The organism is Methylobacterium sp. J-059 (assembly GCF_022829485.1).
In the GTDB taxonomy this organism is placed as follows: Bacteria; Pseudomonadota; Alphaproteobacteria; order Rhizobiales; family Beijerinckiaceae; genus Methylobacterium.
In genome coordinates this window covers 48,994-74,968 of the sequence record NZ_JAKSYA010000150.1, presented here as the reverse complement: position 1 = coordinate 74,968, position 25,975 = coordinate 48,994, and the positions used below count along the sequence as shown (strand labels likewise).

The 25,975-nt window shown below is 69.6% G+C and carries 18 protein-coding genes and 1 tRNA gene; 8 read left to right on the top strand and 11 right to left on the bottom strand.

Translation table 11 applies throughout. The features are described 5' to 3' along the window. Positions 1-319 precede the first annotated feature (319 nt). The 6 genes from hpnA (at position 320) to MKK55_RS22195 (ending at position 7,443) form a co-directional block, all read left to right on the top strand. The gene (gene hpnA / locus MKK55_RS22220; RefSeq protein ID WP_147859434.1) at positions 320-1,360 is read left to right on the top strand and encodes a hopanoid-associated sugar epimerase; all 1,041 of its coding nucleotides are present in this window, start codon (positions 320-322) and stop codon (positions 1,358-1,360) included. Beyond that, a complete protein-coding gene (gene hpnC, locus MKK55_RS22215; RefSeq protein ID WP_147859433.1) occupies positions 1,357-2,256 on the top strand; it encodes a squalene synthase HpnC in 900 nt (299 codons plus the stop codon). The genes hpnA and hpnC overlap by 4 nt, the downstream gene beginning before the upstream one ends. Continuing rightward, positions 2,253-3,104, top strand: a complete 852-nt coding sequence (gene hpnD / locus MKK55_RS22210) for a presqualene diphosphate synthase HpnD (RefSeq protein WP_243934676.1) — start codon at positions 2,253-2,255, stop codon at positions 3,102-3,104. Before hpnC ends, hpnD begins: the two co-directional genes overlap by 4 nt. Beyond that, positions 3,104-4,390: a hydroxysqualene dehydroxylase HpnE gene (hpnE, locus tag MKK55_RS22205; protein ID WP_147725750.1), complete on the top strand. Its 1,287-nt coding sequence runs from the start codon at positions 3,104-3,106 to the stop codon at positions 4,388-4,390. The genes hpnD and hpnE overlap by 1 nt, the downstream gene beginning before the upstream one ends. A 142-nt stretch (positions 4,391-4,532) precedes the next feature. Then, entirely contained in the window at positions 4,533-6,530 is a 1,998-nt protein-coding gene (shc, locus tag MKK55_RS22200) for a squalene--hopene cyclase (RefSeq protein ID WP_147725753.1), read from the top strand. A gap of 148 nt (positions 6,531-6,678) precedes the next feature. Beyond that, positions 6,679-7,443: a phosphorylase gene (locus MKK55_RS22195; protein WP_147842109.1), complete on the top strand. Its 765-nt coding sequence runs from the start codon at positions 6,679-6,681 to the stop codon at positions 7,441-7,443. Positions 7,444-7,476: 33 nt separating this feature from the next. Here MKK55_RS22195 and MKK55_RS22190 read toward each other — a convergent pair whose 3' ends face one another. Together MKK55_RS22190 and hpnH are read right to left on the bottom strand one after the other, a co-directional pair. Continuing rightward, positions 7,477-9,963 carry an esterase-like activity of phytase family protein gene (locus MKK55_RS22190; protein WP_243937662.1) on the bottom strand — a complete coding sequence of 829 codons (2,487 nt, stop codon included), beginning with the start codon at positions 9,961-9,963 and terminating at the stop codon, positions 7,477-7,479. Between the two features lie 207 nt (positions 9,964-10,170). Beyond that, complete coding sequence (gene hpnH / locus MKK55_RS22185) at positions 10,171-11,334, bottom strand: adenosyl-hopene transferase HpnH (RefSeq protein WP_243937659.1); 1,164 nt, start codon at positions 11,332-11,334, stop codon at positions 10,171-10,173. Between the two features lie 632 nt (positions 11,335-11,966). Here hpnH and MKK55_RS22180 point away from each other — a divergent pair. After that, positions 11,967-14,624 (top strand): MMPL family transporter, encoded by a 2,658-nt coding sequence (locus tag MKK55_RS22180; RefSeq protein ID WP_243937658.1) that lies wholly within the window; start codon positions 11,967-11,969, stop codon positions 14,622-14,624. A gap of 116 nt (positions 14,625-14,740) precedes the next feature. Here MKK55_RS22180 and MKK55_RS22175 read toward each other — a convergent pair whose 3' ends face one another. From MKK55_RS22175 to MKK55_RS22150, 6 genes are all read right to left on the bottom strand, one after another. Continuing rightward, positions 14,741-15,502: a YfdX family protein gene (locus MKK55_RS22175; protein ID WP_243937657.1), complete on the bottom strand. Its 762-nt coding sequence runs from the start codon at positions 15,500-15,502 to the stop codon at positions 14,741-14,743. Positions 15,503-15,745: 243 nt separating this feature from the next. Next, positions 15,746-16,597 (bottom strand): hopanoid biosynthesis-associated protein HpnK, encoded by an 852-nt coding sequence (gene hpnK / locus MKK55_RS22170; protein WP_147725744.1) that lies wholly within the window; start codon positions 16,595-16,597, stop codon positions 15,746-15,748. Between the two features lie 130 nt (positions 16,598-16,727). Next, complete coding sequence (hpnJ, locus tag MKK55_RS22165) at positions 16,728-18,161, bottom strand: hopanoid biosynthesis associated radical SAM protein HpnJ (RefSeq protein WP_147725743.1); 1,434 nt, start codon at positions 18,159-18,161, stop codon at positions 16,728-16,730. Between the two features lie 84 nt (positions 18,162-18,245). Beyond that, positions 18,246-19,430: a bacteriohopanetetrol glucosamine biosynthesis glycosyltransferase HpnI gene (gene hpnI, locus MKK55_RS22160; protein WP_147725742.1), complete on the bottom strand. Its 1,185-nt coding sequence runs from the start codon at positions 19,428-19,430 to the stop codon at positions 18,246-18,248. A gap of 76 nt (positions 19,431-19,506) precedes the next feature. After that, a complete protein-coding gene (locus MKK55_RS22155) occupies positions 19,507-20,112 on the bottom strand; it encodes a phospholipid-binding protein MlaC (RefSeq protein WP_409566105.1) in 606 nt (201 codons plus the stop codon). Continuing rightward, entirely contained in the window at positions 20,103-21,233 is a 1,131-nt protein-coding gene (locus tag MKK55_RS22150; protein ID WP_147859426.1) for a flippase-like domain-containing protein, read from the bottom strand. The genes MKK55_RS22155 and MKK55_RS22150 overlap by 10 nt, the downstream gene beginning before the upstream one ends. A gap of 207 nt (positions 21,234-21,440) precedes the next feature. Between MKK55_RS22150 and MKK55_RS22145 the strand changes: the two genes are divergently transcribed. Then, complete coding sequence (locus MKK55_RS22145; protein WP_147842102.1) at positions 21,441-22,613, top strand: amidinotransferase; 1,173 nt, start codon at positions 21,441-21,443, stop codon at positions 22,611-22,613. Positions 22,614-22,781: 168 nt separating this feature from the next. On the opposite strand, the gene ettA is transcribed toward MKK55_RS22145, so the two are convergent. The 3 genes from ettA to MKK55_RS22130 form a co-directional block, all read right to left on the bottom strand. Continuing rightward, positions 22,782-24,434: an energy-dependent translational throttle protein EttA gene (gene ettA / locus MKK55_RS22140; RefSeq protein ID WP_147728950.1), complete on the bottom strand. Its 1,653-nt coding sequence runs from the start codon at positions 24,432-24,434 to the stop codon at positions 22,782-22,784. A 214-nt stretch (positions 24,435-24,648) separates the two neighbouring features. Next, a tRNA-Leu gene (locus tag MKK55_RS22135) sits at positions 24,649-24,734 on the bottom strand. A gap of 40 nt (positions 24,735-24,774) precedes the next feature. Continuing rightward, positions 24,775-25,974, bottom strand: coding sequence for an FAD-dependent monooxygenase (locus MKK55_RS22130; protein ID WP_243937655.1), 1,200 nt, complete (start codon positions 25,972-25,974; stop codon positions 24,775-24,777). Between the last annotated feature and the right edge of the window lies 1 nt (position 25,975).

Sequence of the window (25,975 nt, the reverse complement as noted above, 5' to 3'; positions counted from 1 at the left end):
CGACGCGATGCGGCTGCGGGTGCGCACGATGACCCTGCCCGACAGCTACCAGGACCACGACAGCCCGGACAAGATGTACGCCGAGGCCGGCCTCGACGCCGCCAGCATCGTCCGGAAGGTCGAGGACATCCTCCCCGAGCGTCAGGAAGGGCGTTCGCGTCTCCGCCTCGCTTGAGGGCGTCGTCGCGCGCCACGATCCGGGCCGCCTGTGGCCCGGATCGCCTTGTCGTGCACGTCATTCGATGACAAAAGCCGGCTTGCTGCGGTGCGATGCCCAAAACGAAGGCATCGCCCGCGTTCCCGTGACGATTCGAGCGTGATGGCAGAGGCGACCCCAAGCGGTTCTTCCGACCTCGGCCCGGTGCTGATCACCGGCGCGAGCGGCTTTCTCGGGCCGGCCCTGGTCGACGTGTTCCGCAACGCCGGATTTCCGGTGCGCATCATGGTGCGTGCCACGAGCCCGCGCACGAACCTGACCTGGTCCGACGTCGAGGTCGTCGAGGGCGACATGCGCGACCCGGAGGCTTGCGCGGCCGCGATGCGAGGGCAGCGCTACCTGATCCACGCCGCCGCCGACTATCGGCTCTGGGCGCCGGACATGGAGGAGATCGTCCGGACCAACCGCGACGGCACCCGCAACCTGATGCGCGCCGCCCTCGAGGCGCGCGTCGAGCGCGTGGTCTATACGTCCAGCGTCGCCACCATCAAGCCGCCGGACGACGGCGTCACGCCCTCGGACGAGACGCGGCCGCTGACGCCCGAGACCGCCATCGGCGCCTACAAGCGCAGCAAGGTCGTGGCCGAGCGCGTGGTCGACGCGATGGTGGCCGGCAGCGGACTGCCCGCGGTGATCGTCAACCCGTCGACGCCGATCGGCCCGCGCGACGTCAAGCCGACGCCGACCGGGCGCATCATCCAGGAGGCGGCGCTCGGCAAGATGCCGGCCTTCGTCGACACCGGCCTCAACCTCGCCCATGTCGACGACGTGGCCGCCGGCCACCTGCTCGCCCTGCGCAGGGGGCGGATCGGCGAGAAGTACATCCTCGGCGGCGAGAACGTGCTCCTTTCGCAGATGCTCGGCGACATCGCCCGCATGGTCGGCCGCAAGCCCCCGACGGTGAACCTGCCGCGGGCCGTGGTCTACCCGATCGCCTTCGTTTCCGAGCAGATGGCGCGCATCACCGGCAAGCAGCCCTTCGCCACGATCGACGGCATCCGCATGTCGCGCTACCGGATGTTCTTCTCCGACGCGAAGGCGCAGGCCGAGCTCGGCTACGCCGCCCGCCCCTACCGGGAGGGGCTGTCCGACGCGATCGACTGGTTCCGCGGCGCGGGATACCTGCCGGGAGCCGAGCGATGAGCGCGTCCGGCACCGCCACGGAGCTGCGCTCGGGCAAGGGTGCGAACGACGAGAACTTCCCCGTCGCCTCGCACCTGATCCATCCGAAGAATCGCGGCGCGATCCTCGCGTTCTATGATTTCGTCCGCGCCGGCGACGACGTCGCCGACCATGCCGCGCTGTCGCCCGAGCGCAAGCTCGCGCTTCTCGACGGTCTCGCCGACGCCCTGACCGGCGCGGGGGCCGCCGACCCGGAGGCCGAGCCGCTCAAGCGCGAGCTCGCCGCCCGCGGGCTGCCGCCGCGCCACGCCCTCGAGTTGCTCGACGCGTTCCGGATGGATGCGCGCAAGAACCGCTACGCCGACTGGGACGAGCTGATCCATTACTGCCGCTACTCGGCGATGCCGGTCGGTCGCTACGTCCTCGACGTGCACGGCGAGGATCCCGCCCGGGTCTGGGCCGCCTCGGACGCGATCTGCGCAGCGCTCCAGATCGTCAACCATCTCCAGGATTGCGGCAAGGATTTCCGCACTCTCGACCGGGTCTACATCCCGCAGGACGCGCTCGATCGGCACGGCGCCACCGTCGCCATGCTGGGAGCCGCCAGGGCGACGCCGCAATTGCGCGCGGTCATCCGCGACTTGGCCGAGCGGACGCTGGGCCTGCTCGACGCGGGCAAGGTGCTGCCGGACCTGATCGACGACCTGCGCCTGTCGCTGGAGATCGCGGCGATCCACCGGCTCGCCGTCGTCCTCGCCCGCGGGCTGCTCGATCGCGATCCGCTCTCGGAGAAGGTCCATTACGGCAAGGCCGGTTTCGCGTTGACGGCGCTCGGCGGCATCGGCGCGACGCTGGCCCGCCGGCCGTTCCGAGGCCGCATCGTCCGCGCGGCGCCGCAGGGCAAGGCTTACCCATGACCGTCACCGCCACCGCGACGGCCCTGCCCGCTGACGAGGCCCCGGCCCTGCCGGCGGCCGGCTCGTCGTTCTACACCGCGATGCGCCTGCTGCCGAAGGAGCGGCGCGAGGCGATGTACGCCGTCTACGCGTTCTGCCGTGCGGTCGACGACGTCGCCGACGACGGCGGCGCGGCCGACCTGCGCGCGGCCGAGCTCGACCGCTGGCGCGCCGACATCGACGGACTCTATGCCGGCAGGCCCGCGGCGCGCGTGCGCGACCTCGTGGTTCCGGTGCAGCGCTACGACCTGAAGCGGGAAGACTTCCACGCCGTGATCGACGGCATGGCGATGGACGCGTTCGAGGACATCGTCGCGCCCGACGCGGCGACCCTCGACCTCTACTGCGACCGGGTCGCCAGCGCCGTCGGGCGCCTGTCCGTGCGGATCTTCGGCATGCCGGAGGCGCTCGGCATCGAGCTCGCCTGGCACGAGGGCCGGGCGCTGCAGCTCACCAACATCCTGCGCGACATCGACGAGGATGCCGAGCGCGGCCGGCTCTACCTGCCGCGGGAAAGGCTCGCCGCGATCGGCCTGACCGATCCGACGCCGCACGCGGCGATCACGCATCCGCGCATCGGCGAGGTCTGCGCCGCGCTCGCGGCGGAGGCCGAGGCGCATTACGCCGCGACCTGGGCGATCATCGCCAAGAGCCCGCGCAAGCCGACCAAGGCGGCCCGCCTGATGGCGGCGGCCTACCGGCTCTACCTCGTCGCGCTGCTCAAGCGCGGCTGGGCGATGCCGCGGGCGCGGGTGAAGCCGAGGAAGCTCGCCCTCGTCGCCGTGGCGCTTCGGCACGGGATCGTCTGATGGCGACGGTCCACGTCGTCGGTGCCGGGCTCGCGGGCCTGTCGGCCGCCGTCTCCCTGGTGGAACGCGGCGCCCACGTCGTCGTGCACGAGGCGGCCAAGCAGGCCGGCGGCCGCTGCCGGTCGTACTACGACCCGACGCTCGGTCTCGAGCTCGACAACGGCAATCACCTGCTGCTGTCGGGCAACGCCGACGCCCTCGAGTTCCTGAAGCGCGTCGGCGCGCCGGACGACGCGCTGACCGGCCCGGACGAGGCCGCCTTCCCGTTCGCCGACCTGAAGACCGGCGAGCGCTGGACCCTTCGCCCGAATGCGGGCCGGGTGCCGTGGTGGGTGCTGAGCAAGGCGCGCCGCGTGCCGGGTAGCCGCGCGCGCGACTACCTCGCGCCGCTCGGCATCCTGCGGGCGGCAGCCGGCAAGGCGGACGGTGCCGGCGGGACGATCGGCGCCAGCATGGCCTGCGAGGGCGCGCTCTACGACCGGCTCTGGCATCCGGTCCTGCTGGCGGCGCTGAACACCGAGGTCGCCGAGAGCGATGTCGGGCTGGCCGCCAAGATCCTCCGCGAGACGCTGGGCGCCGGCGGGGCGGCTTGCCGCCCGCTGGTGGCGGTGAAGGGCCTGTCCTACGCCTTCGTCGACCCGGCGCTGCGGTACCTCGCATCGAGCGGCGCCTCCGTCCGCTTCGGCCGGCGCCTGCGTGGGTTGGGCCTCGGCGCGGCCGGCGTCGAGCGGCTCGACTTCGCCGACGGGGCGGTCGACGTGGCGGACGGCGATTCGGTCGTGCTGGCCTTGCCGCCCTGGGTCGCCTCCGAGATGCTGCCCGGCCTGTCCGCGCCGAAGGCGTTCCGCTCGATCGTCAACGCCCATTTCAAGATGGTGCCGAAGGCGGGCTCGCCGCTGATCCTCGGCATGGTGAACTCGCTGACCGAGTGGCTTTTCGCCTATCCCGACCGCTATTCGGTGACGATCAGCGGCGCCGACCGGCTGCTCGACGTGCCGCGCGAAGATTTGGCCAAGCAGATCTGGGCCGAGATCGCGACCGTGGCCGACCTTGCCCCGGAACTGCCAAGCTGGCAGATCGTCAAGGAGAAGCGCGCGACCTTCGCCGCGACGCCGGTTGAGGCCGCGCGCCGCGCCGGCGCGGAGACGGCGTGGTCGAACCTCGTGCTCGCGGGCGACTGGACGGCCACCGGGCTGCCCTCGACGATCGAGGGGTCGATCCGCTCGGGCAAGACGGCCGCACTCGCCCTGTCGTGCGATCCGGCACGCACGCGCGGCGCCGCATGAGGCAGGACCGAGACGAGCATGCGTTCGGACCGGCGACGGGCCGGTACGGCCCATGCGTAGGCAGGACGAGACGGGCGAGCCGTGATCCGATCCGGGACGATCGGGCGCGGATCGAGAGTTGTGGCCGTTTGAGGCGAGGATGATGCGAGAGGCTGTGAACAAGGTCGAGGCGCTGCAACGCCCGAAGACCCAGGCGATTTCCCTCGACGACGTCGATCACGGCGTCGCACGAGCGACCCGCGCCCTGACCGCTCTCGCCCAGGCCGACGGGCACATCTGCTTCGAGCTCGAGGCCGACGCCACGATCCCGTCCGAGTACATCCTGTTCCACCAGTTCCGCGACACCCGCCCCCCCGAGGGCCTGGAGCCGAAGATCGGCAATTACCTGCGCCGCACGCAGGAGAAGCATGGCGGCTGGGCCCTCGTCCACGAGGGGCCGTTCGACATGAGCTGCACGGTGAAGGCCTACTTCGCCCTCAAGATGATCGGCGACGACATCGAGGCGCCGCACATGCGCCGGGCACGCGAGGCGATCCTGTCGCGCGGCGGCGCGGCGCAATCCAACGTCTTCACCCGCTTCATCCTGGCGCTCTACGGCGAGGTGCCGTGGTCGGCGGTGCCGGTGATGCCGGTCGAGGTGATGTTCCTGCCGAAGTGGTTCCCGTTCCACCTCGACAAGGTGTCGTACTGGGCCCGCTGCGTGATGGTGCCGCTCTTCGTGCTGCAGGCGACCAAGCCGCGGGCGAAGAACCCGCGCGGCGTCGGCATCGGCGAGCTGTTCCTGACGCCCCCGTCCAGCGTGCGCCGCTGGCCCGGCAGCCCGCACGCGACCTGGCCGTGGACGCCGATCTTCGGCGCGATCGACCGCGTGCTGCAGAAGGTGGAGGCCTACTTCCCCCATCGCATCCGCCTGCGGGCGATGGAGAAGGCGCGGGCCTGGGTCAGCGAGCGCCTGAACGGCGAGGACGGGCTCGGCGCGATCTTCCCGGCCATGGTCAACACCGTGCTGATGTACGAGGCGATGGGCTACGGCCCGGACCATCCGCAGGTCCGCGTCGCCTGCGACGCGATCGAGAAGCTCGTCGTGGTGAAGGCGCACGAGGCCTACGTGCAACCCTGCGTCTCCCCGGTCTGGGACACCGCTCTGGCCGGGCACGCGCTGCTCGAGGCCGGCGGCACCGATGCCGAGGGGCAGGCCCGCGCCGGCCTCGACTGGCTGTTGCCGCGCCAGGTGCTCGACATCGCCGGCGACTGGGCGGCGGCCAAGCCCAAGGTCCGCCCCGGCGGCTGGGCCTTCCAGTACGCCAACGCCCACTACCCGGACCTCGACGACACCGCCGTCGTGGTGATGGCGATGGACCGCGCCATGCGCCAGCACGGGCTGGTGGCCAACATGCCGGACTACACCGCCTCGATCGCCCGGGCGCGCGAATGGGTCGAGGGCCTGCAGTCGAAGGACGGCGGCTGGGCGGCGTTCGACGCCGACAACAACCACATGTACCTCAACCACATCCCGTTCTCGGATCACGGCGCGCTGCTCGACCCGCCGACCGCGGACGTGACCGCCCGCGTCGTGTCGATGCTGTCGCAGCTCGGCGAGACCCGCGAATCGTCGAAGGCCCTCGATCGCGGCGTGACCTACCTGCTCAATGACCAGGAGCAGGACGGCAGCTGGTACGGCCGCTGGGGCATGAACTTCATCTACGGCACGTGGTCGGTGCTGTGCGCGCTGAACGCGGCCGGGGTCGATCCCGCCTCGCCCGAGATCCGGCGCGCCGTGGAATGGCTGATCCGCATCCAGAACCCGGATGGCGGCTGGGGCGAGGACGCGTCGAGCTACAAGATCGATCCGGCGTTCGAGGCCGGCTCCTCCACCGCATCGCAGACCGCCTGGGCGCTGCTCGCCCTGATGGCCGCCGGGGAATGCGACGACCCGGCCGTGACCCGCGGCATCAACTTCCTGGCGCGCACGCAAGGAACCGACGGCTTCTGGAACGAGGAGCGCTACACCGCGACCGGTTTCCCGCGGGTGTTCTACCTGCGCTACCATGGCTATCCGAAGTTCTTCCCGCTCTGGGCGATGGCGCGCTACCGCAACCTCAAGCGCGGCAACAGCCGCCGGGTGGCGTTCGGGATGTGATCGGCCGACTTTGCGCGATCCGAGCGGAGCGGGCACGGGCGGGAAGGACCGCCTGCGCCCCCCCGGGCTCGGCGAGCGGTCGGGGTGATTTGTAGGACGGACCGCCGGTGATCGCTTCGCGGATGCCACCCTTCACGATCGTCGACCCATGATTCGCGTGGAGCCGGCGTCCCCTGCCCGCGCGGTCGGTCTCCATGCGCCCGACCCCGCGTCGAGCCTTCCGGTGCTCGCCGTCACGGGCCTCGCCAAGGAACGCCGGCTCGCCTCGGGCCCCGGCGTCGAGGCAGTGGGTGCCGGCGGAAATCCCGCCCGTCTCGCCGCCCTGCTGGCGTCGCGGGACCCGCCCGGCTGCCGCGCGATCGTCAGTATCGGCATCGCGGGCGGTCTCGATCCGGACCTCGTTCCGGGCGACGTGGTGGTCGCGGCCGGAATCGTCGCGGCGGACCGGCGCTACGAGGCCGATCCGGCGGTCGCGGCCGCCCTGCTCGCGCGCCTCGGTCTGCCTGGCGACACGGTTCGCTCCGGCGACCTCGCCGGCGTAGATGCTGCGGTGATGAGCGTCGCGGGAAAGGCCGAGCTGCGGGCGCGCACCCGGGCGCTCGCCGTCGACATGGAATCGCACGTCGCCGCCGCCTTCGCGGAGCGGCACGGTCTGCCGTTCGCGGCGATCCGCGTGGTCTGCGATCCGGCGCACCGGGCCTTACCCGCCTTCGCCGCGCAGGCCCTCAAGCCGAACGGCGAGCCCGACATGCTCGCCGTCCTCTCGGCTGTCGCACGAGGATCGGCCCGGATCGGCGATCTCGTCCGCCTCGCCCGCGATTCGAACGCCGCCTTCGGGGCACTGAGCCGCTGCCGCACGCTCCTCGGCCCGAGCCTCGGGGTGCCGCCGCACGAGGATCGCCGCGGCGCCTGAGCGTGCGGCTTCGGCGATCCTCTAGCTCGCCTGCTACCACTGATAGCGAAGTCCCGCGGTGACGCCGTGGGCGACGCCCGTGCGGGTGCCGATGGCCGCCTGATAGTCGACCCGCCAGCCCAGGTCGTCGGTGAGGCTGCCCTGCAGGCCGGCGCCGGCGCTGACGAAGTCGTCGCGCAGGAACGGCACGGCCACGGCGGCGGTGGCGAGACCGTTCTGGACGCTGGCGAGACGCACGGTGCCGCTGCTGCCTTGCGGACCCGTGGCGAGGTTGTACGCCAAGCGCACCGACGGGATCAGTCCGGCGAGCCCGTAATAGGCCAGCTCGCCGCCGAAGCGCACCGTGGTTTGGACCAGGGTGAGGTCGCGATACGCGATGTTGTTGCCCGCCGCTCCGGTCTCCGTGAAGCCGTCGACGGTGCCGGACAGGTGGGTGATGCCTGCGAACGGCGTCAGCCCGAGGTCGCCGGCTCGGATCGGCACGCCGGCCTCGCCGTCGATCGCGAAGGCGCTGCCCGAGCTGCGCCCGGACGCAGTGAGCCCGTAGGCCGCAGGTCGGCGGATCCCGTCGAGGCTGACCTCCGGCGCGCCGCCGACGATGCCCTGGGCGTAGAAGTCCGCACCGTAGTAGCCGGCATAGGCCGAGACCGTGAAGGCGCTCTGGTCCTGCCGGAAGCCGCCGGCGCGGCTGAGCGACCCGCCGCCGCCGCCGACGGCGACGCCCGCGCGCCAAGCTCCGGGCAGCGGAAGATCGAGTCCGGCGCTGCCCTGCGCGATGGTGCGGTCGAGGGCGAGGCCGCCGTTGCGCGGCTGGTCGGCGAACACGACATCGCCGCCGATCCACAAGCCGCCGGACTGGCTCCAGGGCCCGACGAGGCCCTGGCCGCGGCGCAGGGCGGCGAGGTGGTCCTGCACGCCCCGTGTCGCCGACGCGGCGAAGCCGAGGGTCGCGCCGCCGAGCCCCTGAAGCACCACGGGCGCCGTCTGCTTCATCACCGCGAGGGAGAGCGGATCGACGTAGGTGGGCAGCGTCAAGCGATAGGCGAGCAGCACCGAATCGTTGTTGATGCCGGCATCGTAGCCCTGACCGTTGATGCTGCCCTGCCGGGTGAGGAAGTCATTGTCGTTGCCGACGAGCAGGAAATAGTCGTTCGGCGCCCGCTCGCTCAGCACCGGCACGAGACCGAGGGCCTCGAACTTCTCCGAGAGCGTGGTCTGGGTCGCCGGGTTGGTGTTGAGGTTCATGCCGAAGCGCCCGAGCTGGACCGGGTTCAGCAGGTTGACGATCTCGGTCGTCTGCGCCGGCTGGACCCCGGGCCGCAGGGTGCCCCCCGGCGAGATCGGGGTGGCCCCGTCGTAGGGGGTGCCGGCGATGTTTGTGGCCTGCGCGATGTCGACCAGCAGGACGCTCTTGTAGACGATCGGCGTGGTGTTGCCGGTGCCGAGCCCGTTCGAGTCGCGCGAGAGCACGAGGAACTGGGTGTCGTTGAGGGCCAGCATGTCGCTCTGTGCCGCCGTCCGGTTCGGCGCGCCGCCGTTGCCGGTGTCGCGGTAGGTCGGCAGCTGCAGCACGTATTCGCGCGCGGGCGCGGCCGGTACCGCGCTGCCGGCGAGGTCGTAGATCAGGATGCAGGTGTTGTTGCGCTGCTGCTGATTCGGGCCGGAATCCTGGAGCGTGGCGCTCTGCAGGATGGTAACGAGGCTGCGGCCGTCGGGGGCCAGCGACAGCGCCTCGAAGCCCTGGTTGTTGCGTCGGCCGGTGTCGGGCGGGTTGATCGAGTTGAAGTCGAGCGCCCCGGTCGTGCGCGGCCGGATCGCGTCGGGCACGCCGAGCACGCCCTGAAGCTGCCCGCCGGCGCTGAAGTAATAGATGTTCGGCCCGTACTCGTCGCTGACGTAGAAGGAGCCGTCGATTCGCCGCGCGAGACCTTCCGCATCGAGGCTGATCCGGCCTGCGCTCGGCCCGCTCGCCGCCGAAGGCAGCACCGCGCCGAGCTGGGTCGTGGTGCCGGATGCCGGATCGAGATCGCTGAAGCGCCGGCCGTTGGCATCGGTGAGCACGATGCCGCCATTCGGCACGATCGCGATCTGCCGCTGGGAGGCGATCGATTGCGGCAGGCCCGCGCCGGGATCGGGCGTGAAGCTGAGATTGAAGCGGTTCAGCCGGCCGGCGTAATCGGAGAACAGCCCTCCGCTCGGATCGTTGTAGCCCCGATCGGGCAGCGTGTAGAGCGTGCCGCTGTAGGTGGCCCCCAAGCGCCGCCAGCTGGCGAGGTCGATCGCGAGCGCGGAGAACGAGCCCAGCGTGTCGCCGAGGAAGTCGCGGGTGGTGGCCGGCAGCCGGCCGACGCCCTGGAGACCCTGGTTCACGAAGGTCGCATCGCCAACCGTCACCGCCACTGGGCCGTCGGCCGTCGTCAGGTTCGGCGTGCGGATCGCCTGGGCCGAGGCCGCGCCCGTCAGGTACGCGAGCACGCCGAATGAGCCCACGGCTCGCGCCGCGCCGTACCATGTCACCATCGCGGGATCCCCCAGCCACTCAAGCTGAGCCGCAGCTAGGGATCGGGCATGACGGCCCGGTGACGGCAGGAAGGATATTTGTCCTGCGTTGGGTCGGCTGCAGACACCGTGTCGCGAAAGGCACGACGCTCCACCGAGCCTCGCCGAAACGAAGGAGGCCCGCACGGTTTCCCGGGCGGGCCTCCTCGAATGCGCGTGGCCGAGCCGTCAGGCCGCGGTGCGGTTGCGGGCTTCGCGCTTGGTGTCGACGCCGGAGGCTTTGATCTCAGAGAGCTTCTGGGCGACGTTGCGGGAGAACACGAACTCGGCCGGGCGCTGGTTCTCGAGGCTGACCTCGGGGGCCATCTCACCCTCGGTCTTGATCCCGCGGATGGCGTGGATCAGCGGCTTCCAGGGCTTGCGCACCGAATCGACCACCGAGGAGGCCTCGTAGCCCGAGTGGACCATGCAGTCGGCGCACTTCTCGTAGTTGCCGGTGCCGTAGGAATCCCAGTCGGTGTCCTCCATCAGCTCCTTGAACGTGGCCGCGTAGCCCTCGCCGAGCAGGTAGCAGGGCTTCTGCCAGCCGAACACGGTGCGGGTGGGGTTGCCCCAGGGCGTGCAATGGTAGGTCTGGTTGCCGGCGAGGAAGTCGAGGAACAGGCCCGACTGCTGGAACGCCCACTTCTGGCGGCCCTTCTCCTTGCCGGCGCGGAACACGCCGCGGAACAGGTCCTTCGTCGCCTTGCGGTTCAGGAAGTGCTGCTGGTCGGGCGCGCGCTCGTAGGCGTAGCCGGGCGAGACGGTGATGCCGTCGATGCCCATCTTGGTCACGCTGTCGAAGAAGTCGGCGATCTTGTCCGAGGACGAGTTGTTGAAGAAGGTGCAGTTGATGGTGACGCGGAAGCCCATCTCCTTCGCCTTGGCGATCGCCGCCACGGCCTTGTCGTAGACGCCGCGCTGGCAGACCGAGCCGTCGTGCATCTCCTTGTCGCCGTCGAGATGGATCGACCAGGTGAAGTACGGGCTCGGCTTGTACTCCTTGATCTTCTTCTCGAGCAGCAGCGCGTTCGTGCACACGATCGCGAACTTCTTCTGCGCGATGATGCCCTCGACGATCTGCGGCAGGTCCTTGTGCAGCAGCGGCTCGCCGCCGGCGATCACCACCATCGGGGCGCCGCACTCGCGCACGGATTCCAGCGCGTCCGCCACGGGCAGGCGCTTGTTCAGGATCTCGTCGGGGTAATCGATCTTGCCGCAGCCGGCGCAGGCGAGATTGCAGCGGAACAGGGGCTCCATCATCATCACGAGCGGATAGCGCTTCCGGCCGGTGAGATGCTGCTTGATGATGTAGCTGCCGATCGTCGCGACATACCGGAGGGGGATTCCCAAGATACGGCTCCTGTTTGCGTAGCCCCGAACCAAGGGGCTGCTTAACGTGAAAAAAATTCGAATTCCAGCGCTCTAGCCTGGAACCGATCTGAACGGGCCGGTCCTGGGCCGTTTCGCGTGCGTGTTTGCGGGGCTGACGCAACCGCGCCACAGCCCGAGGGCCGTTCCTGCGAACGCGTCCTGCTTCGGGGGGGACCCCATCCTGCCAATGCGTCGGCAATGCGACGGCAGTCCCGCGAAACGGCGCATCCCGTGATATTGCGGTGCGAAACGGCGCCGGCGCCACACATCGATGGGGAGAGCCACCCGCGTCGGAGGTCGCTGCGCTGCGTTGCAATCGCAGGGCTGCAAGATTACTGAGCGCTGCGGCCTTGGCGCAACGATCGTGCCTCGGATGCGTCCTCATCCCGCGTCGTCCGGTGCGTTCACCGGGTCGGCGCCGCGTCTTCGGCCACACGGCATCGTGAGACGACCGCGTCTCGATCAGGTCCGATCCTGCCTCGATGCGACCGGGTGGATGTGGCGAAGGTCTCGCGCCGTCGACGGGTCCCGCGGGAACCGTCCCGGTAGCATACAAGATGTGAGAGTCGTGCGGCCTCGAAGGGCAGCCGCTCCAGGCAGGTAGGGTACTCGTGATCGAACGTCTCGTCGCGTTTTCCGTCCGACATCGCTGGGTCGTGATCGCTCTGGTGGCCCTGGTCACCGCCGCCAGCACCGGCATCGCGGCGCATCTGTTCCGCATCAACACCGATGTCGAGCGGCTGATCGATCCGAAGGAGCCCTGGCGCCAGGACGAGATCAACTACGAGAAGGCGTTCCCGCAGCGCACGAACACGGTCGTCGCGGTGATCGACGGCAAGACCCCGGAGCAGGCGGAAGAGGCCGCGAGCGCCTTCGCCAAGGCGATCGCCGTCCACAAGAACCTGATCGAGACGGTCTACCGGCCCGACGGCGGCCCCTTCTTCGAGAAGAACGGCCTGCTGCTGCTGCCGCAGGCGGAACTGGAGAAAACCACCGAGCAGCTGGTGCAGCAGCAGGGCCTGCTTGGGCCGCTCGCCTCCGATCCGAGCCTGCGCGGCGTGATGCGGGTGCTGGCGCTCGGCGCCCGCGGCATCAAGAGCGGCGACGCCAAGATCGAGGATCTCGACAAGCCGATGGGCGAGATCGACCGGACGTTGCAGACGGTGCTCGACGGCAAGCCGGCGCGGATGTCCTGGCAGCTCCTGCTGTCGGGCGGCGAGAGCAAGACCACCGACCTGCGCAAGTTCGTGCTGATCCAGCCGGTGCTCGATTTCAACGCGCTGCAGCCGGGCTACACCGCGACGAAGCTGATCCGGAACGTCGCCAAGGAGCTGAACATCGATCCCGAGCACGGGCTCGAGATGCGTCTCACCGGCCCGGTCGCGGTCGCCGACGACGAGTTCGCGACGCTGTCCGACGACGCGCTGCTGAACAACCTCGTCACCGTCGGCGCCATCGTCCTGTTCCTCTGGCTCGCCCTGCGCTCGGCGCCGCTGGTGGTGTCGGTTCTGATCACCACCTTCTCCGGCCTGATCGTCACGGCGGCGCTCGGGCTGCTGATGGTGGGCGAGCTCAACCCGATCTCGGTGGCCTTCGCGGCTCTGTTCGTCGGCCTCGGCATCGATTTCGGCATTCAGTTCTCGGTGCGCTACCGCGCCGACCGCTACGAGCAGCCGACGCTCGAGGACGCGATCCGCGCCGCCGCGCGCGGGGTCGGCTGGTCGCTGACCCTGGCGGCGGTGTCGCTGATCGCCGGCTTCTTCGCCTTCCTGCCGACCGCGTTCCGCGGCGTGTCCGAGCTCGGCCTGATCGCCGGCGTCGGCATGGTCGTCGCCTACCTGTTCGCGATCACCCTCCTCCCGGCGCTGATCGCCGTGTTCCGGCCGAAGGGCGAGAAGGCCGCCGTCGAGACCACGTGGCTCGCAGGCGTCGATCCGTGGATCATCCGCAATCGCAAGCCGGTGCTGATCGTCGTCGGCCTCGTCACGCTGGCCGGCGCCCCGCTGCTGTGGAAGCTGCCCTTCGATTCGAACCCGATGCACCTGCGCAGCCCGCACGTGGAATCGATCGCGACCTATCTTGACCTGATCAAGGATCCCGCCACGAGCCCGAACGTCGCCGACGTGCTGGCTCCGAGCGTCGACGCCGTGCCCGAGGTCACGAAGAAGCTCGCCGCGCTGCCGCTGGCCGCCGACATCATGAGCATCGACACCTTCGTGCCGCGCGACCAGGACAAGAAGCTCGCCACCGTCGCCGAGACGGCCGAGCTGCTCGATCCGATCCTCAACCCGACGCGCAAGCCGTCGCCGCCGACCGATGCCGACAACGTCAAGGCCTTGAAGGACACCGCGGCCGCCCTGACCGGCATCGCCGGCGGCAATGCGCCCGGCAACAAGACCGCCGGCCGTCTCTCCAGCACGCTCGACAAGCTGGCGGCCGCCAAGCCGGCGACGCGCGAGGCCGCCTCGGTCGCCCTCACCACCGATCTCGGCCCGCTGCTCTCGCGGCTGCGGACGGTGCTGCATCCCGAGAAGATCACCCTCGCCAACCTGCCGCCGCAGCTGAAGGCCGAATGGGTCGCCGCCGACGGCCGCGCCCGCATCGAGGTGCATCCGAAGGGCAATTCCAACGACGACGAGGTGCTGCGGCAGTTCGCATCCGAGATCCAGAGCGTCGCGCCGCACGCCACCGGCGCGCCGATCGCCACGACCTCGTCGAGCTACACCATCCTCGGCGCCTTCGTGCAGGCGGCGGTGACCGCCCTGGTGCTGATCTTCATCATCCTCTCGGTGGCGCTGCGGAAGCCTTGGGACGTGGCGATGACGCTCGGGCCGTTGGTGCTCGCCACCTTGTGGACGCTGATGGCGCTGCACGTCGTCGGCATGCCGCTGAACTTCGCCAACATCATCGCCCTGCCGCTGATGCTCGCGGTCGGCGTGGCGTTCCACATCTACTACGTGATCGCTTGGCGGGCCGGCGTCACCGACATGCTGGCCTCCAGCCTGACGCGGGCGATCTTCTTTTCCGCGCTGACCACGGGGACCGCCTTCGGCTCGCTGGTGCTGTCGAGCCATCCCGGCACGGCGAGCATGGGCAAGCTGCTGGCGCTGTCGCTGTTCTTCACGCTCATCGCCGCCTTCTTCGTGGTGCCGGCCTTCCTCGGTCCGCCGCCGGCCAAGCCCGATGCCGATCGCCCCGAGGGGGAAGAGGCCGGCCGGTTGCCCGGCACGGGCCAAGCCGTCCGCCCGGAGCCCGCCGCCGTGAAGTGACGGACGGCAGGCCTTTCTGCTCAAACGCACGGCGTCGTCCCACGGGGACGGCGCCGTTCTCGTTTGGTGGGCAGGCCTTTATCCGCGAGCGACCTCGGTCGGCGTGCGGGCTGCGATCAGTGCGCGGGCTTCGCGGTGCCGGTCCCGGTCGGCTCGGTCACGTTCGCCTTGGCGGATGCTCCCGCGGCCTTGGAGGCCTGCGGCAGGCTCGTCGCATCGATGACGTCGAAGCGGACGCCGTCCTCGGCCTGCTTCAGCGCGGCATTCGCCTCGTAGTACTTGCCCGGGTCCAGCAGCGTCGCAGCCTGGTCGACATCCGCCGTCGTCTTCGCCAGCGGCACGACGGCCATGGTGAAGTTCACGTTCACGCCGGCCAGCTTCAGCTTCTCGGCCGCGCCCTTCCGGTCGCCCTTCTCGAGATTCTTGTTGGCATCGGCCACAGCTGCCGCCTTCTGCGGCGTGGCGACGAAATCCTCGTCGAGCAGCAGCTGCCCGTCGACCGGCAGCCACGCGACGGGCTGCTTCATGTCGCCGACGCCGGTGCCCTTGGCCGGCATCGCCTTGGCGGCGGCGGGCGGCTTGAGATCGGCCTCCGCCTTGGTGAACACGCTCTCGTCGGTCTTCGCCTTTGCGAGGACCGCCTGCGCATCGTGGACCAGCGTCTTGGCCTGGGCCGGGTCGGCATCGAAGATCGCGATCCGGGCGAGATGCAGGTCGCGGAAGCCCTTCGCCCCATCGGCCGACAGCTTGCCGACGTCCTTCTGGATCGCGGTTTCGTGGGAGGCGGCGGTCGTCGCAGCTTGGTCGGCGGCGTAGGCGGCGCCCCCGAGGGCGACGGAGGCGGTTAAGACGGTGGCGAGAAGGGTGTAGCGGGTCATGACGACATCTCCGATCCGTCCCATGCGGCGGCGAGGGTCTGTTGCGACGATCGTCTTGTGCCCTGGGGCTGCTGTCGGAACGCGGGCGCCGAAGCTCACGTTGCATGAAATTTTGGTCATCAATCAGACATGCTGCCGAAAGGCACGTCCTGATGAGCAATTTGCGAAGATATACAGTCGCTTTACAGTGTCGTTTCTGAAGCGTTTGAGGCGAATGCTACTGCGGGCTCCGTGATGACGTCGTCATCGTCTATTCGGTGCGAAATCCGAAAACCCGCCGCAGACGATCCCCGACCGCGCGACCGCATCCACGGAGGCCCGCGCGACGAGCGCGTCCCGCTCCGCGGCGTAGGCGTAGCCCGGCGCCTCGCCGAGGAAGCCGCCGGCGGTGGCCGGGTGGGTGTAGAGCTCGGTCAGGCCGTCGGGCAGGTGCGCGAGCAGGCCGGCCACGCGGGCGGGCGTCATCGCTCCGGACCAGGCCAGACCCAGGGTTCGATCGGGAATGGTCAGCCCCATCATCCGGGCCCGGACCGCGAGCAGGGCCGCCCAGGGTGCCGTATCGAGGGCCACCCGCGGGGTCGCACCCGGCTCGGCGCGCTTCAGCACCGCCCGCGGCTCGCGCGGCACGCGGATCGAGCGCATCCCGTAACGCGGCCCGATCGACAGCACCGCGCCGGCGATCAACGGATGCACGTGGAAGTGCTTATGCGCGTTCACGTGATCGAGTGGCAGACCGGTGATGCGGTAGGCCTCGAACTGCGCGGTGATCTCGGCGGCGAGCTGGCGGCGGACCGCCGGCCTCAGCGCAAGGTCGAGGCCGAGGCGTTCCATGTCGCGACGCATCAGGCCGGCGTCATCGGTGAGATCCGGCAAGGTGGCGGCCGGCAGCGTCGGCCACGCCTCGACGAGCACCAGATGCAATCCCACGCGTAGCGACGGCATCCGCTTGGCGCGGGCGACCGCGTCCGCGGCGGCGGGGGCCGAGACCATCAGGCTCGCCGCCGTGAGGATGCCGTCGCGATGGGCCTGCTCGACCGCCTCGTTGACCTCCGGGCTCAGGCCGAAATCGTCGGCGGTGACGACGAGACGCTTCACGAGACACTCCGGTGTACGGGGGCGCGGCTGTTTGCCGGGGGCCTCGGGCTCGGACCCCTGAACGAAGACGGCCGGGCTTTGGGGCCCGGCCGTCTGGATCGGTCGATGCGATGGAAAGCTGGCGCCCTTGTCAAGCGGCCTTGGCGGTGCCCTGACGCTCCTTGAGGAAGCGGTAGAACTCCACGCCCTCGCGCAGGCGGCGCTTCATCATGTCGGGCGAGCGCACCATCTCGGAGACGATCGAGGCGATCTTCGGAGCGCGGAAGTAGAACTTCCGGTAGAACTCCTCCACCGCCGCGAAGATCTCGGCGTGCGACAGGTGCGGGTAGTGCAGCGGCGCGATCTGCACGCCGTTCTCATCCACGAGCTCGGCGTTCTCGACGTCGAGCCAGCCGTTCTCCACCGCCTGCTTGTAGAGGAAGGTGCCGGGGTACGGCGCCGCCAGCGAGGCCTGGATGGTGTGCGGGTTGATGCGCTTGGCGAAGGCGATCGTCTCCTGGATCGTCTCGCGGGTCTCACCCGGCAGGCCGACGATGAAGGTGCCGTGGATCGCGATGCCGAGGTCGTGGCAATCCTTGGTGAACTTCTCGGCGACCTCGACGCGCATGCCCTTCTTGATGTTGTTCAGGATCTTCTGGTTGCCGGACTCGTAGCCGACCAGCAGCAGGCGCAGGCCGTTGGCCTTCAGCACCTCGAGGGTCTCGCGCGGAACGTTCGCCTTGGCGTTGCACGACCAGGTGACGCCGAGCTTGCCCAGCTCGCGCGCGATCTCCTCGGCGCGGGGCAGGTTGTCGGTGAAGGTGTCGTCGTCGAAGAAGAACTCCTTCGTCTGCGGGAACTCCTTCAGGCAGTACTTGATCTCCTCGATCACGTGCGCGACCGAGCGGGTGCGGTAGGTATGCCCGCCCACCGTCTGCGGCCACAGGCAGAACGTGCAGCGGCTCTTGCAGCCGCGGCCGGAATAGAACGAGATGTAGGGGTGCTTGAGGTACCCGATAAAGTACTTCTCCATCTCGAGATCGCGCTTGTACACGCTCGTGACGAAGGGAAGCTGATCCATGTCGGTCATGATCTCGCGGTCCTCGTTGTGGACCACGACGCCGTCGGCGTTGCGATAGGACAGACCCTTGATCTCCGACATCGGCGTGCCGTCGGCGACTTCCTTGACGGTGAAGTCGAACTCGTTGCGGGCGCAGAAGTCGATGCACGGCGCCTGGGCCATCGCGCCGGCGGCGTCCACCGCGACCTTCGCGCCGATCAGTCCGGCGATCAGCTTGGGGTTGGCGGCCTTGAGCGCCTCGACGGTCTTCACGTCCGACTTGAACGACGGCACCGAGGTGTGGAGCACCACCATGTCGAAGTCGTTGGCCTGGGCAACGATCTCGGCCAGCTTGATGTTGTGCGGCGGCGCGTCGATCAGCTTCGAGTTCGGCACCAGGGCGGCCGGCTGGGCGAGCCAGGTCGGGTACCAGAACGACTTGATCTCGCGCTTGGCCTGGTAGCGGGACCCGGCGCCGCCGTCGAAGCCGTCGAAGGTGGGAGCCTGGAGGAAGAGCGTGCGCATGGGGTTCAAGGCCTCAGAGCAGGGCGATCGGATCGAAAGGATGACGGATCGAGGATGGCAAGTTTAAACGACGGGACGGCAAGGTCAGACGGTGGGCGACTCAGCATCCTGGCCGAGATTGCCCTCCGGAATAAGCGTTCCATCCGCAACGACGCGATAATCGTGACCTTTCCATGTCACCGCCCCCGATACGAAGCTCCATGAGAAGTTCGCGAACGAGAGGATGTCGCGGATCGGCAACAGCCAGTACGGGTGGGGGCCGATCCCGAAGGCACGCTCCAGCCGCATCGACAGGATGATGCGGCAGGCGAGCGCCAAGGCCGCGACGCCGAGCGCGGTCGCGCCGGCCTCCGGCATCAACGCGGCGATCAGCGCGATCGGGAAGGCGTGGGTGACGATCGAGCCGGCATAGCCGGCCGGGTCGACGTTGCGGATGGTGCGGTTCCAGCGCAGCTCGTGGGTCCAGAGGCCCGCGATCGCGGTGTCGACGCAGGTATGCCCGATGGTGAAGTTCGGGATCGCGACCCGGCCGCCGAGCCCGCGCAGCGCCTCGCCGATGGCATAGTCGTCGGCGAGGTCGTCCTTGAAGGTGGCGAACCCGCCGATCTTCGCCAGCGACGCGGCGGTGAAGGCGATGGTCGAGCCGAAGCACGGCTTGGCGAGGCCGAGCGCCGTGCCCATCACGACGTTGGGCAGGAACTGCACGTCGATGGCGAGCGCCGAGAGCTGCGCGAACACGCCCCGGTCGCCGGGAACGCCGTGGTACAGGCAGGTCACCCCGGTCACGCCGGGGGCGGACAGCTCGGCCACGACGCGCTCGAGATAGTCGGGGCGCACCACCATGTCGCTGTCGGCGAGCACCACCACCTCGTGCCGAATCACCTCCGACATGTTGATCAGGTTCGAGACCTTGCGGTTCGAGCCGTGCTGGCGTGCGTCGACGACGAGGTCGATGCTGAGCTGCGGGAAGGCCGCCTCGATGCGCCGCACGACGCCGATCGCCGGGTCGCCGGCGCTCTGCACGCCGAACACGATCTGCACCGGGCCGGCATAGTCCTGGGCGCAGAAGGTCCGCAGGTTCTCGAACAGGTTCGGCTCGAGGCCGCAGAGGGGCTTCAGCACCGTCACCGAGGGCCGCGCCGCATCGTCGGCGAAGGCGGGCGCCACCTTCGCGGAGCACCGCCCGGCGAGGAACGCCGCGGTGAGCGCGTACAGGCAACCCGCGAGCGCGGGGACCAGAAGGATCGGCGAGAGCCAGGTCAGGTCCATGGGAACGTCGCTCGGTCGCAAGGTGCGTGGGATCGATGGGCCGCGGCGTGCGGCACGAAAGCTCTGTGCAGGCCGTTCAAGGCGCCGGTTTGGCGTTCAGCATGCCGTCGGTGCGTTCGCGCAGGAATTTCAGCACCGCGTCGGCGCCGCCGGCCTTGAGCGGCTGGCCGAGGCTCGACCGCTGACCCGCGACCTCGCTGACGTTGCCGTTGAGCAGGACGTCCTGGATGCGGTTGTCCGAATTCACGACGAAGTCGATCTGCGAATCGTCCCCGTCCGGGGTGGTGACGTGGGTGAGGACGCGCTGGTTCGTTCCGCTCGCCTCGCTCTTGCGCGTCACCTCGAACTTCGCGCCCGCCGCCCGTGCGAGGCGGTTGGCGTAGGTCACGACGAAGTTGCGGCGGAACGCTTCGGTGATCGCGCCCTGCTGCTCGGGCGAGAACTCCGCCCACTTGGCGCCGATCGCCAGGCGGACCATCGCCGGGTAGTCGAAGGACCGCTCCAGGGTCGGGCCGACCGCGTCGATGCGGTCCTTGAGGGTGCCGGCCCCGTTCTTCACGGCGGCGTCGAAGCGGGCGTAGAGCCCGTCGACCACCGCGACCGCCGGGTCGTCGGCGGCGAAGGCCGGAACGGTGCCGGCGACGAGCGCCAGCGCGAGGATCAACCGGCGCATCAGGCGCACTTCTTCAACTCCGGCACCGCGGTGTCCTCGATGTGGGCGCTCTGCCCGCGGGGGGGCGCATAGCTGTAGAACGGTCCGAGCGTCGCGGGTGCGGGGACGGCCCCGACTCGGCGAAAGGTGGTCCGGCCCTCCTCCTGCGCGGAGGCCTCGGGCTCGCTCGCCTCGCGGCGCAGGCGGCCCTCCTGCGTGTGCCAGAGCCACAGGCCGGGAACGCCGACGAGGAGGTCGGCCAGACGCTTGACCAGGGACAGGGCGAGCGCCGCCTCGGCCGGGATGCCGAACAGGGCGCAGAGCGCGATCAGCCCGCCCTCCTGCGCGCCGAGCGCGCCGGGGACCGCGAAGGCGGCGCCGCGCACGGCCTGGGCCAGGCTCTCGATCACGATCGCCTCTGCGAAGCTCACCGGATAGCCCATGAAGTGCAGGCAGACGTAGACCTCGAGCGAGCCGATGACCCAGCCGACGAGGTGCACGCCGATGCCCGAGACGATGCGCAGGGGCGCACCGTAGAGGCGTCGCAGGTTGTCGTAGAGCACGTCGACGGCGCCGAGCGCCTGCCATTCGCGGCCCGAGGCGAAGCGGTCGACGATCCCCTGGATCAGGCGGTGCCCGGCACGGCGCTGGATCAGGTAGAACGCGCCGATGGCGGGGGCGGCGATGGCGAGGCCGCCGGCGACGGTGCGCACGATCGGCCCGTCGCCCGCGAGCCAGATCAGGAGCCCGAGGCCGGCGACGGTGAAAAGCAGCTGGGTCAGCGCCTGCGTCATCATGTCGACGAACATGCTGGCGCCGGCCAGGCCCCCGGCGATGCCGCGCTTGGCCAGAAGGCGCGCGCCGATGAAGTCGCCGCCCACCGTCGCGACCGGCAGCAGCGTATTGATGCCCTCGCGCACGAAGCGCAGGTTGATGCAGGCGGCCAGGCTCGGGCGGCCGGCGACGGGGAAGATCACGAACCAGCCGAGGCCGGCCCAGGCGACGGCGACCGCGCGCGCGGCGACCACCGCCAGCGCGCCCCAGCCGGCACTCACCACCGCGGCCGCCACATCCTCGAGACCGGAAGACAGGAACAGGCCGACGACCGTGCAGAGGCCGGCGATCAAGGCCAGGGTCGTCAGACGCTTCATGATCCTCTTTCAAGCTCGGGGGTGGCTTGATGCTGGATTCTCGCCGCGATTTCGACCGAAAAAGACCGCTGCGGACGAGGAGTAAGGCTCAAGTTGCAGCAACGATCGGCAATGTCTATCACCCGATAGACACAGTGCGGACCAAAGCGGCACCAGGGGTTTCGCCCCGAGCAGACCGCCCGCGCAGCGTATCACGAAGGGATCACCATGGACCGCGACGCTTCCCACTCGGCCGGAGAGGCCGTGCTCGACGACGCCCGTACCGACGGCTTCGTCCGCGGCGACCCGGGCGTGCCGGCGCCGCACTCGCCGGTGATGGCCTGGAACGAGTGGGACCCGCTGGAGGAGGTGATCGTCGGCTCGCTCGACGGCGCCACGATCCCGACGCACCACCTGACCGTGATCTTCAACCTGCCGCGCGCCGCGCAGCCGTTCTACCGCTTCGCCTCGGGCTTCCGGTATCCGGCCTTCATGAAGAAGCTCGCGCAGAAGGAGCTCGATAACTTCATCGGCATCCTCGCCGGCGAGGGCGTGAAGATCCGCCGCCCGGACAGCATCGACTTCTCGAAGAAGTACCGCGCCCCGCGCTGGTCGTCCCGCGGCTTCTGCGTCGCCTGCCCGCGCGACCCGTACCTGGTGATCGGCGACGAGATCATCGAGAGCCCAATGTGCTGGCGCTCGCGCTACTTCGAGGGCGACGCCTACCGCTCGCTGTTCAAGGAGTATTTCCGCAACGGCGCGCGCTGGACCTCGGCACCGCGGCCGCAGCTGACGGACGAGCTCTACAACTACGATTATCGCGTGCCGAACCTGAAGGCCGGCGAGCCGATGCAGTTCACGGTCAACGAGTTCGAGCCGGTCTTCGACGCCGCCGACTTCGTCCGCTGCGGCCGCGATATCTTCGTCACCCGCTCGAACGTCACCAACCTGATGGGCATCGAGTGGCTGCGGCGCCACCTCGGGTCCGGCTTCCGCGTCCACGAGATCGAGAGCCGCTGCCCGCAGCCGATGCACATCGATTCGTCGTTCATGCCGCTCGCGCCCGGCAAGGTGCTGGTCAACCCGGACTACATCGACGTCGAGAAGCTGCCGGCGGTGCTGAAGAAGTGGGACGTGCTGGTCGCCCCGCGTCCCGACCCGGTCGAGGGCTTCATGAGCAAGATCTCGATGTGCTCGCCCTGGACCTCGATCAACGTGCTCGCCATCGACGAGAAGAAGATCGTCGTCGACCAGAGCCAGCCGACGCTGATCAAGGCGCTCAAGGATTGGGGCTTCGATCCGATCCCGGCGCCGTTCCTGAGCTACGGCCCGTTCGGCGGCTCGTTCCACTGCGCGACGCTCGACGTGCGCCGTCGCGGAACGCTGAAGTCGTACTTCTAGGATTTCACTGATCGTCCGCCGCATGATCCCCTCCCCCTCTGCGGGGGAGGGTGGGCCTCGCGTCAGCGAGGGTCGGGAGAGGGGATCGGCCTCTCCGGAAGCGTTGCCCCCTCACCCGACCCGCTTCGCGGGCCACCCTCCCCCGCAGAAGGGGGAGGGAAACCGGCCTCAGCGCGAGAACTTCTTGTACTTGATCTTCTTCGGCATCAGCGAGTCGGCACCGAGGCGGCGCATCTTGTCGGCCTCGTAGTCGGAGAAGTTGCCCTCGAACCACTCGACGTGGCTGTCGCCCTCGAAGGCGAGGATGTGGGTCGCGATCCGGTTCAGGAACCAGCGATCGTGGCTGATGATCACCGCGCAGCCGGCATAATCCTCCAGCGCGTCCTCGAGCGCCCGCAGCGTCTCCATGTCGAGATCGTTGGTCGGCTCGTCGAGGAGCAGCACGTTGGCGCCGCCCTTCAGCGTTCGCGCGAGGTGCACGCGGTTGCGCTCGCCGCCCGACAGCGTGCCGACCTTCTTCTGCTGGTCGCCGCCCTTGAAGGCGAAGGCCGCGCAGTAGGCCCGCGAATTGATCTCGCGCTTGTTGAAATAGATGATGTCGTTGCCGCCCGAGACCTCCTGCCAGACCGTGGCGTTGGGATCGAGCGCATCGCGCGACTGGTCGACGTAGCCGAGATGCACGGTCTCGCCGACCGAGATCGCGCCGCCGTCGGGCTTCTCCTGGCCGGTGATCATCTTGAACAGCGTCGTCTTGCCGGCGCCGTTCGGGCCGATGACGCCGACGATGCCGCCCGGCGGCAGCTTGAACGACAGGTCCTCGATCAGCAGCCGGTCGCCGAAGGCCTTGTTGAGGTGGTCGAACTCGATGACGTTGTTGCCGAGCCGCTCGTCGATCGGGATCACGATCTGGGCCGCGGCATCGACCTTGTTGTTCTGCTTGGCGACCAGCTCCTCGTAGCGCGTGATGCGCGCCTTCGACTTGGACTGGCGCGCCTTCGGCGAGGCGGCGATCCACTCCTGCTCGCGAGCGATCGAGCGCTGGCGAGCCATGTCCTCGCGGCCCTCCTGCTGCAGGCGTTTCTGCTTCTGCACCAGCCAGGCCGAGTAGTTGCCCTCGTACGGGATGCCCTTGCTGCGATCGAGCTCGAGGATCCAGCTGGTGACGTTGTCGAGGAAATAGCGATCGTGAGTCACGATCAGGATCGCACCGGGATAGTTCTTCAGGTGGCCTTCGAGCCAGTTCACCGTCTCGGCGTCGAGGTGGTTGGTCGGCTCATCGAGCAGCAGCAGCTCCGGCTCCCACAGCAGCAGCCGGCACAGCGCGACGCGGCGGCGCTCGCCGCCCGACAGCGTGGCGACCGGCTGCTCGTCGCTCGGGCAGCCCAAGGCCTCCATGGCCTGGTCGACCTTGGATTCGAGCTCCCACAGGTTCTTCGATTCGATCTCGTCCTGGAGACGGGTCATCTCGTCCGCCGTCTCGTCGGAGTAGTTCATCGCGAGCTCGTTGTAGCGGTCGAGCAGAGCCTGCTTCTCGGCGACGCCCTCCATCACGTTCTCGCGGACCGACTTCGTCGGATCGAGCTGCGGCTCCTGCGGCAGGTAGCCGACGCGGGCGCCCTGGGCGACGAAGCCCTCGCCGGTCCACTCGGTGTCGATGCCGGCCATGATCTTCAGCAGGGTCGACTTGCCCGAGCCGTTGATGCCCAGCACGCCGATCTTGGCGTCGGGGTAGAAGGACAGGTTGACGTTGTCCAACACCTTCTTCCCGCCAGTGTAGGTCTTGGTCAGGCCTTTCATGTGGTAGATGAATTCGCGGGCCATCGCAGGCATCCTATCAGGTTCGGCGGGGCCGGCGCGGGAGCGCGCCCGGCCCGATGACGGGTACAGGGCCGCACGGGCAGGCACGCGCCATGCCCGCGGCGAACCCTGCGCGGTACGGTTCTGCGGAGCGTGCGCGTCGCACCCTTCCCCGCAATCCCTGGAGATGATCCCGCTCGCGTATCAGGACGGCCGGTGCCGGGCAAGGATCGGGGCGTGGTGGCCGCTGTGGGACTCGAACCCACACGGGCGAAGCCCGAGGCATTTTAAGTGCCTTCCGTCTACCAATTTCGGCAAGCGGCCCCTCGATGTGCCGAAGCGGTAGCCGCCGGCGTCGGCGAGATCAAGCGTTCGGCGTCCAGCCGTAGAGCCAGGCGTAGCGCGCGCGCATGCCGTCGGGCCCGAGGCGGCGCATCACCGCGTCGCGCACGAAGGCGGTGAGGCCGCCGGCATGGTAGGTCCGGCCGTTGCCGCGGGCGGCGCGCTGCACCCGGCGGACGCGGCGCCGGCGCGCCTTGGTGTAGGCCGCGAGCGCGTCCGCGACCGGATGCTCGGCGAGGCATCGCGTCAGGATCGAGCAGTCCTCGATCGCCAGCGCCGCCCCCTGCGCCAGGAACGGCAGCACCGGGTGGGCGGCATCGCCCAGCAGCGCGACCCGGCCGCGCGCGATCGGCCGCGCCACCGGGCGGTCGGCGAGCGACCAGACCAGCCAGGAATCCGGCACGGTCAGCAGCTCGAGCAGCTCCGGCGCGCAGGTGCGGAAATGCGCGCGCAGCACCGCCGGATCCCCGAGCCGGCCCCAATCCTCGTCGCCCTGCCGCTCGGGCACGATCGCCACGACGTTGAGGTCGCGGCCGGCATGGATCGGGTAGTGGACCACATGCCGGCCGCGCCCGAGCCACAGACCGGTCGCCTCGCCGGCCAGCGCCTCGGGCACGGCCTCGCGCGGCACGATCGCCCGCCACGCCGCCATCCCGGCGGTCGCGAGCGGGCGTGGGTCGAGGTGCCCGCGGATGCGCGAGCGCAGGCCGTCCGCCCCGATTACCAGGTCGGCCGAGAGGCTGTCGTTGCGGGTGCCGTTGCCGCTTTCGAGGGCGAGGGTGACGGCGTCCTCGGTCTCGGTGAGGCCCATGACGGCACGGCCCATCATCAGGCGGATGCCGGGGCGGGAGCGCACCGCGTCGAGGAGCAGGGTCTGAAGGTCGGCCCGGTGGATGACGTAGTACGGCGCGCCGAACTGCTCGCGGGCCTTGGCGCCCAGCGCCACCGCCCCGATCCGCCGGCCCGAATCGAGGGCGCGGACGGTCACGCCCGGCGGCTCGGAGCCGGCGCGCCGGAGCGCCGCCGCGAGCCCGAGATCGGCGAGCACGCGGCTCGCGTTCGGCGAGAGCTGGAGGCCGGCGCCGACCTCGCTGAAGCCGGTGCGGCGCTCGACCACCGTCACCGCATGGCCGGCGGCGTTCAGCGCCAGCGCCGCGGTCAGGCCGCCGATCCCGCCTCCGACGATGGCGACGGTCAGCGGCGGCTGAGGGTCTCGGGGCATG